The sequence below is a fragment of the Winogradskyella eximia genome (assembly GCF_003386165.1).
Classification (GTDB): domain Bacteria; phylum Bacteroidota; class Bacteroidia; order Flavobacteriales; family Flavobacteriaceae; genus Winogradskyella; species Winogradskyella eximia.
This window is the reverse complement of the sequence record NZ_QRDV01000002.1, coordinates 167,315-180,056: the sequence shown is the minus strand read 5'-3', so window position 1 is coordinate 180,056 and position 12,742 is coordinate 167,315. Positions and strand designations below refer to the sequence as shown.

The window sequence follows — 12,742 nt, the reverse complement described above, 5'->3', positions numbered from 1 at the left end:
TTATATTCAATTATTAACATTAAGAAAGCCTGTAAACATTACGTTTTACAGGCTTTCTAGCTACCAACCAACAAAAGGTTTATACTCAGATTCACGTCGTTATTTGACTAAGGTTTTGAAATTTTACTTGTATCTGCGTCTATAAATTCTAATACCTTAGAAGGGTTTGTTATTAGTTTTGCTTTATCCTTGGTAAACACAATCGCGCCTTTTAAAGCCGAAGGATTTTCTCTAAGTATGGTGATGCAATCTGAATCACTGAAGCTACTGACGTCTCCAGCAATTTCTTTTTCATTAATAAGATTACACAATTGGGTCTCTAAACGTTCTGCTAGTTCTGCCCATTGTGTTCCTGTAATTTGCTCGGTAGAGATATCTAAACTTAGCACACTTTTTTCTGAAGCCGTTATATAGGCCAGTGTTTGCTTGTCTGTATTATCTTTACTATTATAAACACAGGTTATTTGTCTGTTATCGTCGCTAAATACTCCCATAATTAATGTGATTTCATCATTTCTTTACGTCTTTTTAATTGCGACGTTAAGTCTCTAACTGTTTCTGTGACTGCATCTTGAAAATTGTAACTCGATGACTCTGCAAAGAGGCGAGGACCAGGAGCGCTTAAACGGATACCACATATTTTACCTGTTTTATCTGAAGATGTGTTTTCTGTTTTAAAGAATACATCTGCACGAATTACAAAATCGAATTTTGTAAATATGGTATTTAGTTTTTCTCTTGTAAAAGTTTCTAAAGCTTCACTTGCAGAAACGTCGTGGTACTCGAAAATAATATTTGTGTTTTCCATGTTGATTTTGTTTTAAAGGGTTTGATTATCTCAAAGTTAGAGAGATTACTACATACTCATTAACTCGTATGGTAATGATATTAACTATATCCTTTTTATTGCTAAGTGTGTTTTTTCTTAGTTTCTAAAAAGTTTGTATTTTAACGTCATGAAGCTGTTTAATAAACTTAGATTTAATATGATAGAAGGGAAGCGCTTAAAGAATTATCTCATTTATGCCATTGGTGAAATAGTTTTGGTGGTGTTAGGAATTCTCATTGCGTTATACCTTAATAATTGGAGCAACCAAAATCAGATTAAAAAAGCCAATGTAGCTTTACAGCAGAAGGTTTTAGTACAATTAGACAAGGATATTAAAGACATTGATGCTTTTAGAAAGGTATTAGATACCGTAAATCAGGTGTATTTAAAGACACTTGGACGCGATTATGATCGTAATAAAGTTGATGATAGAGGACTTGTATCTACCATATTATTTGATGTTAAGGATTTGGGACTTGATCAACAGAATATGAATTGGATTGATAACGCGTTATTAGACAATTCTAAAGCTTCTGAACATTTAGTGACTCTCAGTGGTACTTATAAATTGTATTTTAAGAATATTGATGATATTGAAAACATTATCTATAAAAAGTTCGCTTCAAATCTTGAATATCTAGAAGCTACACAACCATGGTATACTAAATTATTGACAGATTTTAGATGTGAGAATGATTGTATTAATTATTTGTTGCATGATGAAGGCCATAAAGCTCGAATTTCTTCTTTACGATTTTTATACGCTAATGGTTATGGTGATTTGGTTAAAGGTTTTTATTATGATTTGAGTAGAATGCGAAAGCAATTGGTGGCATCTATTGAAGCTTATAAATAGTCATTTGAAAAGGTAATGCGTTTGTTTCTTTTAATTCTATTTTACATAATATAAATTATAGGACAAATGCTATTGTTGGTTATTTACTAAGAACATACCATTAGTCAACTATAATGATATTATGTAAAATATCCCAGAAGCTTTAGTATTAATGGTTTTAATGTGCAGTACTTGGGCATTAAACTAGAAACGGTTTGCTTCGCAGCGTTAAAAAAGCATGTGTCCTATAATTTGCCGTTATGTCAAATGTCCGCTGCCAAGCGCTCGATTGTTTTGTTATATGTGAGTAAAATAAAATTCTATGCACTTGTTATATTTAGAATTCCAAATTGGCTTTTTTTAAGTTTCTAATATCTTTTGTCTTGAAACAAAAGAAACAAAAATTCAAGGCTGCATATAATTTTGGAAACAATTAACGGCTCATTCGCTATATTTTAGGAAACTTCTGAACTGATTAAGATTGTTTTGAAATCTCATTTAAGGTTTGACTTCTTTAATATATTGTATTAGTATCTCCCTAAAATATGTACGCTCATTTCACCTATTGTTTTAACCAAAATTTTATGAGGCCGAGCTAAACATTTAAATTCTATTTTACATAATATAGTTAACTGTTTTTTCTATTCTTATGAAATGTACTTATACGACCTGTTGGTTCTATATGCACAGTATAATAGTCTCCTTGAAAATAGATGCTTTGTTCTCCATATCTGCTATATCTCTTACCAGGGTTAAGTTTAAAAAACTCTTGAACTTCGTCATTGATCTGATTTATAACCTCTTGCATTACAAACGTCACATCTTTTTCATTCCATTGAAAGTTATCTTTATGTTCAAAATGCTTGTTTACTTGCATTTCTTCAACATGACGCATATATACATGTAAGTATCTCTCCACATCCAAATATATTGGAAATGAACCCATCACATTTAATTTAATATCCTTAAAGTGTTCAACTTTTATTAATAATTCAGCAGCTTGTTCAATATTATTGGCAATTAGTTTTTTTAAACTACTACCAGATTCATTTAAATATTTATTTAGAATAATCTTTGATTCCTCTTGTTTTTTTTTGAACATCAAAGCACATTTCTTTTTTTCTTCTTGTGATAATTCTTCTCTTTGATATTTTATTTTAAATAGCTCCCACTCTACTTCTTCTTTCATTATTAAATCACCATTTGGATAAATCTCTTGAACTTCTTCTTCAGATAAATTATCTGGTTCAAAATAGAATTTCATTGCTAAATAAAAACACCTACCCATTGGAGTTAGCCCAATTCCATCAGTTACAAGTTTTTTTTGGAATCCATAAATCCAATCATAATCCCCTCCCTTAGAAGATGTTCTTATTGGGATATTTAAAGACTTAACTGTTCGTTTATCTTTAGAATGAAATGTGTTCTTTGGGTCATGAACAAAATAATCTATAGTTGAAATATCACTAGAATTGATTCCCTCTAGTTCTAATTCTTGTATTTGTTTTTTAGACAAATTTCCAGCTAAATACTTCACTTTCAAATTTCCATGTTTGGAAAAAGGACTTTTTTTAACCAATTGATCAAGCTCTTCTCTTTCCTTTTGAGTATATAAAAAAACAACTGTTACAAATTGTCCAAAACGCTTTGATGAGTCACTATTATATTTAAAAGTTATACTAGCAGTTTTGTCCTTCTTGCCTACTATTGTGTATATTTCTTCATGTGTGTAATCCTTCATGCTTAAATTTTAAAGTTCATCATCCTGCAAGAGAAAACCTTTTCTTTTTAAATATTTATTATAAATCTTCCCTAACTTATTTATTGATTTCTGCTTTGATAACCATTCTAAAGGCTCCTCTTGTTCTTCTTCAGGAATCAAAGGATATATTTTAATTGCAACAGATCTTGAAAGACCTTTAGAAATAAGTAATAGTACAACTGCATTATAGGTTCCTAATTCTAGCATTGTAGGTATTGAAAGGCTTAATTTGTATTTTTCTTTTTCTTCATCATCTAAAAAAGTTTCCAAAATATCAGCTAATAACTTTAGATATTTGACTAAAACGAAACTAATGATTGATGAGTATACTTTAATTACTTCGTTAATTTTTTTGTTAATATCGCCTCTGTCATTTTTATCAATAAGTTTTCTAATATTGGCATAAAAATTTATTTCTTGATTTATTAACTCTTTCATACTTTTATTGTCAAGCCATTGTATTGCATAATAAACCATATGTGGAACAGTTCTAGAAATATTATGCTTAAAGTATGCTTCTGCATTAAAGTCAAAAATTTCATCTAATTTGAATAATATGTTTTCTAACTGTCCAAAAAAGTTGTTTTCAGAATGAGATCTTTTATGCCTTTCGATTTTCCCCCATCTACGATTAAAATTTTCGTTATCATGAAAAACCCACTTCTTCACTCCTTTCTTCTTTATTTTTATATATAATTCATTTTGTAATTCGGGATCGATACTTGGATTTAATCTTAATAATTCTGATGGTATTTTTAATTTATCTAGTCTTGTTGATAATGAGTCTAAAATTGCAATAATACTTTCTTCATTTAAGTTCTTCTTTTTTAAATAATTTTCTAGAACTTCCTCACCTTGTAAATATTTGTGCTTTAAAAAACAGGTAGCATAATCTAGGTTTCTAACATTATCATCTAATGGTTGTCTTATTGCCTCAATAATTTCATCTATAGGATGATTCAGAAGTTTATTAATCGCGGGAACAATTTCCATTTCAGGGTTATTGCTAAATTGTTCTTCTGCCCATTTTTCTTCCTCATTTTCCAAACATAACACGGTTCCGATCAATGAATCTTTAATTCTTCCTGCTCTGCCAACTATATTGCCTAATTCGAATGGATTTAACTTTATATTATCTTTTTTTGCATGAGCAATAAATACTTTTTCCGCAGGTAAGTTTATGCCTTCCATTAAAGTAGATGTACAAACAATGTTATCTAGTTTTCCACTAGAAAATAAATGTTCTAGTTCACCTCTAATTATTTCTGGCAACTTTCCATGATGAAATGCTGTTTTAGTTTTTAAACCATCAATTAGAAAATATTCTGGATGTACTTCTTCTTTGATTAAATCTATCAAATCATTAATATCTTCATCATTTTTTATTTTATCATCATTCAGTTGTTTGCTTATAGCAGCGGCTAAATCAATTGAAAACCCTTCAGCCCAATCAGGTCTAGGGAAATAAATTATGTTTTTGCTTTCACGACCAAAAAGCATTACAATCTTAACAAGTGCTTTTTTCTTGTTTGAAATAAGCTTCTTAAAATTAAAATCTACATCTATTTCTAATTCATTTATAAGCATTCCTTGAAAAAACAGCTTTACAATTATCAGCTTATTTTTTATTTCATCTGGGCGAAGACAAGCTTTTAATTGGAAAACAGGAGAAAATATGGTTTGCAAATTTTTACTTTCTTCACTAAAGATTAGTTTAAAAAGAATATGTGGCTTATCAAGGAAAGGTCCAGCAATTATTTTTCGAGATTGAGGCCATAAATTTTCGATTTCATTTAATAAGAATTCAAATAAAAAACCCCTACTATCCTCATTTTCTATATTTTGAACTTCATCAATAAATATAAGGTCAGGGTTTATTGGGTTATTATAAGACTCTTGAATTAGCTTTAAAGTTCTCTCTGGTGTAAGAATATACAATTCTTTAGATCTAAACTGAGTTATTTCTTTATCATCATTGTCTATATAAGCAGTATTAATTGATACATCATCACCTAATACATTTTTGAAGTCTTGAGAGACCTGTGCTATTAGCGCTCTTGTTGGTACAATATATACAGCAAAAAAGCTTTCTACTTTTGTAAATGTATCTAAAATATAATTTTGAATTATGAATGATTTACCCGCAGAAGTTGGCGCAGAAATTGCAATATTCTCATTAGTATTTATTAGAGAATCCCATAATTTTTTTTGGTAATCTGAACCTATAATTGAATCACCACCTACTACATCAATTTCATTTATAGATAGTTTAGCACCAATTTCATAATCTAAAGTTGTACCAAATCTTTCATTGAATTGTAAAAAATTAGAATCTTTAGCACTTTCAAAACTAATTAGTTTAGTGAAAAATTTAGATGATATTAAGTTACCCGAACGTGAAAGTATAATGAATGCTACTTTGTTATAATCTATATCGTCATATTCTAGAAATAATAAAATACCAAAAACAGAAGAAATATATTTATCATCTTCATTATTACTTGTTGCTATTATTGTTGCTAACCAAATTGCATGTTCAATTTCTTCTTCATCTATTCCCTCTTTGTTTCTCTGTAAATTAACCTCGGAATAAAAGCGATTTGTTATTAAAGAACTTAATACTTTAATAAAAACTGGATGCTTTATAGCGGAATTTATTGTTTTATTAGACATTCTGTTCTTTAAACTTTATTTTCATGAAAGACATCATAGCATAATTTTCTAAAGTCATTCACATTATTTACAGGCATCATAAAAAACTCTAAAGTAATATCATTAGTTTTTGGTAAGGATTTAGTAATATATTTGATTCTTTTCTTTTTTAAAGACGATAAAAAAGTATTTATTTCTTTTTCAATATCTGGTAGTTTCTTAGATAACATTTCATTTATCTTATCTTCTTTATACATTAAAAAAGCAGGATAACACAAGTCATATTCATTGAATTCAGGTTGTTTTGTTCTAAAGCTTTTATAAATTAGATCTAGAGTTTCTTTATCTAAATTGTTTAAATCTCTGCTTAAATGCTTTTTAGCAACACATAATTCTCTTTCAATTGCTTCTGGAGTATTTATGTACCTTGATAGTGACTCTAAAGCATCTTTAACACACTTGTTAAAGCTATTCCTCATTTTTGATTCTCCAATTAGTAAAGTTGGCTTATCATTTATATTACCTATAAAGATTCCATCAGAACCTTTAACTTGGTCATTATCATTATAAGTTTGACTTACCTTATGTACAACTAACGGAGCCTGTAAAATAGCTTCTACAAAAAGATATAAAATTAACTCTCCATAACTGCCATCACTTATAGGATCTATATCTCCAAAATAACTTAAAGCTTTTTCTTGTGGATTATCACCATCTTCTCTAATTTCTTTGATTTCTATTTCTTCAAAGACATAACTTTCTACTTGATTATATAAGTATCTAATAAACCCTTCATAATCTGGTTTGTCATTAGTGAATTTAAGACTATAGAATTTGACAGTCAATTCATCAACTTTTTTCTCTTCTACAAGATTAAACCAGGCCTTAAATTTTATTGGATCAACTTTAAGAAGTTTTAACCAATCAATTTCATCAAGTTTTTTTGTCATAGTTTTATTAAAGTAATTATGGTCTACAAGTTATATAAGTTTCAATACCTAATTCTTTACAATTTGCAATTAAAGATGAAACAAACCATAATATTTGTGTCACCTCATTTCTTCTTGCAAAAGCCTGATTGTCAACTAATAAATCTAATCCATCTGACAACTCTTGCTTTGATATGAAATCTATTACTATGTTTACTTGCCTCTTTACATTTGGCAAAAACAATGATGTCTTATATTTATCTATAGCTTCTTCAATTGAATTATTGGGTGCAATCATTAATCTGCTAATTTCAGTTTCTACTCCGTCATTATTATAATTGTTAGACCATTTGTTATTGGCTTTAGTTTCAAGCATCCTATCTGTTGGCTCAAGATTACCAAGGTTTTTATGAGCTTGTCCAATTACATCTTGTAAAGCGCTTGCAGAAAGACTATGACCATCTTTATGCTTAGCATGATAAAATATAATATTATCGTTTTCAACAGATATCAAATCTGCCCACTCATTTCCTAAATCATCACAAAATAATGCTATTGAATCATTTGCTAATTCATCCCTAATGAATCGAAAAATTGAGCCAACCTCAAATTCTGTTTGATTTTCTGCAAAATCTCCCTTTTCACTTGTTGTCGTTGAAAGACCTGGATGTGCTATAAAGACTGACAAGAAACTATCAATATCATTCAATAACCTATGATCTCTAAACAATTTTCTATAAGTGTATATTAAATCAGTTTCGGAAAAATTAACTATAAAATCATTTCGATTATTTATATATGAATTGAGATTAAAAATTGCATCTCCTCCTTTATCAATCTTTACCTTTTTAAGTTCAGGAGAATTTATTCTAATTGATTTTGATGCTATACTTAACCTCATTTCTGGATCAATTAAATTATTAATCATATACACATCCTCTTCTTCATTGATTGCTAAAGTTGTTTTAAAATTGTCAATAAAAGGGTTCAATTCAAATCCTTCTATTTCATTGTCCTCGTCATCAACTTGATAAATTCTCTCAACACCTTCTCTTTCAATCTCATCTAATAACTTATCGAACTTTATTAAGATGCAAATTGGTTCAAGATTATCTTTATAGTCATCAAAATCAACTGGTTGAGCAAAGCTGTCTAAATAAGTATCTCTTGGTGTGAAAGCGATTATTTTTTTCGTAACCTGAACTAACCAAACAAAAAAATCCTGTAGCATTCTCTTATCTCCCAAATTATTAATTCTAGAAGTATTTAATGATAAAGATGTTCGTTCTCTATCATTGACTACTCTCATATTATGAATAACTTGTTTTGGTGCACCAATTCTTGAAATAGTGCCCTTCAAATTATTTGCTTCTAGACTTTTACTTCTTATTGCATTATCTGCAGTACTCATATTACTAACATAAAACTTTTCAAACAATGTTTTGTCTTCTACAAAAAGTCTAGAGATTATATTGTAGTCAATAGGTTCGATATATTCTTTTAGAGATTTAAGTCCAGAAATATTGCTTTTATAAACTATAATATAGTTTGAATATTCAGTCAATAATAAAAACGAATATTTTGTTTCATAGACTCCTTCAACAGGTTCGATTAGAAAGTTAGGGTTTTTAGTATATCTGAATATGCAAATTGAGTAATAAAAGCTTTCATCTCCTACAGTAGCTAAATTAAGAACTTCTTTTAAAGTATATCGATTACTCATTTTTTCACGTGATACTTCCGTAAAAATTTGATTTATTTTATTTCTTGTTAATGGCTTGATTCTTCTATAGAAATAAGCATTATTGTTTAACAGCAATTTATCTAACATATGAATATGTATAAAATGATTATCTAAAGAATTAAATATAAAAGTTATATCTATTCTTCTATTGCTATTAATTAAGGGAGAGTCTAAATATAGGGAAAATTGTAAGAATTACTTTTGAGGAAAACCGTAAACATTTGAATATTAGTTAATTTAAAACCATTCCACACACATTTTTCACCACTTCTCTGCCCTTTCTTAAAAAGAGTGTTCCATTAACTGAGTAAAGCAAGTTTTAGATTAAATTTTTCTAGAATAAGATTACTAACATGCGCTTTTAACCAAAGCCCATGTTGTACATAACGCAAGTACATTATAGGACAAATGCAATTATTGGTTATTTACTAAGAACATACCATTAGTCAACTATAATGATTTATGTAAAATATCCCAGAAGCTTTAGTACTATTGGTTTTAATGTGCAATACTTGGGCATTAAACTAGAAACGGTTTGCTTCGCAGATCTAAAAAAGCATTGTTCCTATAATTTGTCGTTATGTCAAATGTCCGCTGTCAAACGCTCGATTGTTTATATAAATCAAATTGTTATTACAATTTATTTATAACTCAATTTCCAGCCGCTTGCCAGCCGCACAATAAAAGCTACGTTTTAGTAATCATTGAAAATTTGTCGTACAAGGATATTTATACTACATATTTTTTTCTACGCGATTCTCAGAGCTTGCCATAAGAGCTTAAATTTTATGAAGGATAAAATTATAAGCACTTATTAGATTCTTACTTCCTATTAAGCTTTTTTATTAGTATTACCAATATTATGTAAAATAGAAATCTGTTGATTCAGGTATTACTTTTATAGGATGATGTCTTATTAATCAAATATTCTATAATTTCATTAAATCTATTTTCTGTAATATCATAGTATTCAATCCATTCAGTATGATTCAATAAGATAGTTTCCCAATCAATTTTTAAAAAATTAATCTTCTTAATACTTTCATTATCGTAGATTAATTGAGCCAATAAATTCCTTGCTTCCAAAGAAAAGTCATCTTTTGCTGTTATACATTTTCTTGCTTCTATAACACATAACCGAAATTTTCTGCTTTCAAAATGTCTGTACTTCATATAGTTATACTTTATAAATGTCTTTTTTCTTTGATAAAAAAAGAAACAAAAAAATCAAGACTACATATAATTTTGGAAACAATTACGGCTCGTTACACTACATTTTAGGAAACTTCCAACCCATTTAGATTGTCTTGAAGTCCTATTGAAAAATATAACTCTTAAGAATATGTAGTATTATCTCCCTAAACTATTACGCTCCACTCACCTATTGTTTTAGCCAAAATTTTATGAGGTCGGTCTCTTATTTCGGGAATTCAATTTTCAATCTATAATTATTTAAAATTGAATGAAATTTATTATCATTATATACTTTTCTATATATCGTTTCCTCATTAATAACTCTTTGAAATTCCTTATTCTTAAGTCCAAATGAAAGCGATAATTGAAGGTTTTTATAAAACTCTTGCATATTACCTTTTTCCAAATAAATCTCAGCTAAAGTTGTTGTAGAATATTCGCTTTGAGGATGAATATCAAGTGCTTTATAAATATATTCAAAAGCTCTATCTAAATCACCTAACATTCTATATGTATGAGAAACAGCATTATATGCGCTGTCAATATCAGGAAAAATATTTATTAACTTTAAGAAAAACTCTAAAGCCTTTTCATATTTCTTATTCTTTAGGTTTATATCGCCTAAAAGATGTAATGACAAATAATGCTTTGGATCTTTTTCTAATATTTCTGAGCAAGTTTTCTCTGCAATTTTATATCTATTTAATAAGAAATTACAATGAGCTTTATCAAATTGATAAACTAAAGATTCAGGTTTAATGAAAATCGCTTTATCAATTTTATCTAAAGCTTCTTTATATTGTTCTAATTCAATAAGCACGTTTGCTAACAAAATTAGTGCTTCATGGGATTCACTATTAAGAATTAAAGCTTCATTTAATTTTCTGATTTTAATTGCACTATCGTTAGTGTTTTTAGATTCATCAATTAGATATTCTACTTCTTTTAGAATTTCAAATTTCTTAATTTCTTTTTTAGTTAATTCATCTTTTGTAAGCTCACCAAATAATAGAAGATAGTCTTCCTCAATAGGCACTGTACTTCTAGTTTTTCTTTTAGAAGAAAAATTAATTTTAAATTTTTCTTCTTCTTCAAGTTCTGGGTCAGAATGAATCACAAAAACTTTCTCAATCAACTGTTCTTCTTCATTAATGATTGTTTTAGCTTTATTTATTAATCTCAACTCCTTGTACTTATCCTCTGGCTTCGGGTAATAAGGTATTCTGGTTAAAACAAAATGTATGTTAGGAAGTTTACCTATTAAATTATTTTCTTCTCTTTTTAAACTCTTAATAATTCTTGCTATTCCAGATATGTTTTCTTCATTATTTGCAGCTAAAGTCACAACAGTATCTGCTAATAGTGTCATTGCAATACTTGAAGTATCTGTAATACCTGTTCTAGAGTCTATTAAAAGAAAATCAGGCTTTAGTTCTTTTTTAATTAATTCTTTGAGATGTAATAAAAGTTCAATCCCATGACTACTATCAGAATAAAATAAATTATTCCAATTTATGGATGATAGTTTTTTCCAATAGTCATTAGAATTAATGTTTCCAGCTGGTAGCATTTCAATTGAGCCATTCAATTTGCTATTATAACTAATGTCAACAGTGTGCTCTTTTATGCTTTGAGGTATATAATTATTATTTTGAAAATCAGATATATATTCAACAATTCCTTTATTAATTGTACTTAAATCTAAATAATCTCCAAATTTTAAATGCAAACCTGGAGCTTCTAAATCAAAGTCAATAATACATACCTTTTTTCCAAAATCAGCTAGTCGCATGGCTATATTGGATAAAGTTAATGACCTACCAACTCCGCCTTTATAAGAATAAAATGTTATTGTTTTCATATTATTAAGCACATAATTGAACTATTGTACCTCTTTTAGCCACTCTTCTTTGAATATCCGTTGGATCTATCCCACGAGGTCTTAGAAATTTAAATAAATTTGACGATACTCCTTTTTCAGAAATAGTAGAATCATCTTTTTGTATTTCATATTCTGTGTTTAGAATATCTTGATTTATAGATAAAAGCTTTGATAAATTTCTAATCATCGCCTTGGATAATCCTCTCTTTTTGTTCATTACTTCAGAAACTATTCCTTTTGATGAACTTATAACACCAATTAAATCTTTTTGTTTTAAATCCATATAATTCATTTTTAATTTGATTATTTCTATAGGATTTCCTTCTTCAATATGAAATTTAGAGTTTTCATAATCACTAATTAGTTTATCTAATAATTCAAATTCATCAATTAGGTCTTTATCATCAGCAAACTTTGGATTATCACCTATTGATTCTAATCTATTAATTGCTTCTTTATAATCGTGTTCTGATTTTAATATTCTTTTTTTCATAACAAACCTTATTTTAGTGAAATAAATTTATGTCGTACTGATCTTTGTTCTTTTCAAGTTTATCGTATTCCGCATGAGTACCAATCCACTTTAAATATAGTATAGACACTTTCATGTTTTCAAGAAATTGATATTTTGCAATAATTCTAATATGATTTCCTTTCACATCAATAACTACTCTCTCTGAAGATTTTGTAGATTTTTTGGTGTCTTTTTTACCTAAAAAATCAATTGCTTTTGAACCAAATGTATCAACAATGTCCTGAGGTTTTTTCCAGTCACTCGATTCTACAACAGATAACCAAGCTTTTAATCCTTCTCGATAGTTGGAGTGTTTCTCCATAAAATCTTTTATATGTTTTTTTGCTACTACACGAGCCATTGGACATTTATAAGTTTATACAAATATATGAAAAGTTCTC

General features: G+C 28.3%; 11 protein-coding genes. 1 reads left to right on the top strand and 10 read right to left on the bottom strand.

What is annotated here, in order from left to right:
- Positions 1–107: 107 nt before the first annotated feature.
- Both DFQ10_RS06505 and DFQ10_RS06500 read right to left on the bottom strand, forming a co-directional pair.
- Entirely contained in the window at positions 108–494 is a 387-nt protein-coding gene (locus DFQ10_RS06505; RefSeq protein WP_115816597.1) for a thioredoxin domain-containing protein, read from the bottom strand.
- A gap of 2 nt (positions 495–496) precedes the next feature.
- A complete protein-coding gene (locus DFQ10_RS06500; protein ID WP_115816596.1) occupies positions 497–808 on the bottom strand; it encodes an HPF/RaiA family ribosome-associated protein in 312 nt (103 codons plus the stop codon).
- 178 nt (positions 809–986) lie between these two features.
- Between DFQ10_RS06500 and DFQ10_RS06495 the strand changes: the two genes are divergently transcribed.
- Entirely contained in the window at positions 987–1,685 is a 699-nt protein-coding gene (locus tag DFQ10_RS06495; RefSeq protein ID WP_115816595.1) for a hypothetical protein, read from the top strand.
- Positions 1,686–2,292: 607 nt separating this feature from the next.
- Here the strand turns inward: DFQ10_RS06495 and DFQ10_RS06490 are convergent.
- The 8 genes from DFQ10_RS06490 to DFQ10_RS06455 all read right to left on the bottom strand — a co-directional run bounded on the left by DFQ10_RS06490 (position 2,293) and on the right by DFQ10_RS06455 (position 12,702).
- Entirely contained in the window at positions 2,293–3,405 is a 1,113-nt protein-coding gene (locus DFQ10_RS06490) for a hypothetical protein (RefSeq protein ID WP_115816594.1), read from the bottom strand.
- 9 nt (positions 3,406–3,414) lie between these two features.
- On the bottom strand, positions 3,415–6,099 hold the full coding sequence (locus tag DFQ10_RS06485; protein ID WP_115816593.1) for a DEAD/DEAH box helicase: 2,685 nt from the start codon (positions 6,097–6,099) through the stop codon (positions 3,415–3,417).
- 8 nt (positions 6,100–6,107) lie between these two features.
- Entirely contained in the window at positions 6,108–7,028 is a 921-nt protein-coding gene (locus DFQ10_RS06480) for a HamA C-terminal domain-containing protein (RefSeq protein WP_115816592.1), read from the bottom strand.
- Between the two features lie 16 nt (positions 7,029–7,044).
- The gene (locus DFQ10_RS06475) at positions 7,045–8,730 is read right to left on the bottom strand and encodes a hypothetical protein (protein WP_147299185.1); all 1,686 of its coding nucleotides are present in this window, start codon (positions 8,728–8,730) and stop codon (positions 7,045–7,047) included.
- 906 nt (positions 8,731–9,636) lie between these two features.
- Positions 9,637–9,924: a hypothetical protein gene (locus DFQ10_RS06470; RefSeq protein WP_115816590.1), complete on the bottom strand. Its 288-nt coding sequence runs from the start codon at positions 9,922–9,924 to the stop codon at positions 9,637–9,639.
- A 244-nt stretch (positions 9,925–10,168) separates the two neighbouring features.
- Positions 10,169–11,806: a KGGVGR-motif variant AAA ATPase gene (locus DFQ10_RS06465; RefSeq protein WP_115816589.1), complete on the bottom strand. Its 1,638-nt coding sequence runs from the start codon at positions 11,804–11,806 to the stop codon at positions 10,169–10,171.
- A gap of 4 nt (positions 11,807–11,810) precedes the next feature.
- Positions 11,811–12,320: a helix-turn-helix domain-containing protein gene (locus tag DFQ10_RS06460; RefSeq protein WP_115816588.1), complete on the bottom strand. Its 510-nt coding sequence runs from the start codon at positions 12,318–12,320 to the stop codon at positions 11,811–11,813.
- 13 nt (positions 12,321–12,333) lie between these two features.
- The gene (locus DFQ10_RS06455) at positions 12,334–12,702 is read right to left on the bottom strand and encodes a type II toxin-antitoxin system HigB family toxin (protein WP_115816587.1); all 369 of its coding nucleotides are present in this window, start codon (positions 12,700–12,702) and stop codon (positions 12,334–12,336) included.
- Positions 12,703–12,742: the final 40 nt, after the last annotated feature.

Excerpts from the sequence above, each read along its gene's own strand:
- DFQ10_RS06505 (WP_115816597.1), bottom strand. The coding sequence starts at position 494 with ATGGGAGTATTTAGCGACGATAACAGACAAATAACCTGTGTTTATAAT.
- DFQ10_RS06500 (WP_115816596.1), bottom strand. The coding sequence starts at position 808 with ATGGAAAACACAAATATTATTTTCGAGTACCACGACGTTTCTGCAAGT.
- DFQ10_RS06495 (WP_115816595.1), top strand. The coding sequence starts at position 987 with ATGATAGAAGGGAAGCGCTTAAAGAATTATCTCATTTATGCCATTGGT.
- DFQ10_RS06490 (WP_115816594.1), bottom strand. The coding sequence starts at position 3,405 with ATGAAGGATTACACACATGAAGAAATATACACAATAGTAGGCAAGAAG.
- DFQ10_RS06485 (WP_115816593.1), bottom strand. The coding sequence starts at position 6,099 with ATGTCTAATAAAACAATAAATTCCGCTATAAAGCATCCAGTTTTTATT.
- DFQ10_RS06480 (WP_115816592.1), bottom strand. The coding sequence starts at position 7,028 with ATGACAAAAAAACTTGATGAAATTGATTGGTTAAAACTTCTTAAAGTT.
- DFQ10_RS06475 (WP_147299185.1), bottom strand. The coding sequence starts at position 8,730 with ATGAGTAATCGATATACTTTAAAAGAAGTTCTTAATTTAGCTACTGTA.
- DFQ10_RS06470 (WP_115816590.1), bottom strand. The coding sequence starts at position 9,924 with ATGAAGTACAGACATTTTGAAAGCAGAAAATTTCGGTTATGTGTTATA.
- DFQ10_RS06465 (WP_115816589.1), bottom strand. The coding sequence starts at position 11,806 with ATGAAAACAATAACATTTTATTCTTATAAAGGCGGAGTTGGTAGGTCA.
- DFQ10_RS06460 (WP_115816588.1), bottom strand. The coding sequence starts at position 12,320 with ATGAAAAAAAGAATATTAAAATCAGAACACGATTATAAAGAAGCAATT.
- DFQ10_RS06455 (WP_115816587.1), bottom strand. The coding sequence starts at position 12,702 with ATGGCTCGTGTAGTAGCAAAAAAACATATAAAAGATTTTATGGAGAAA.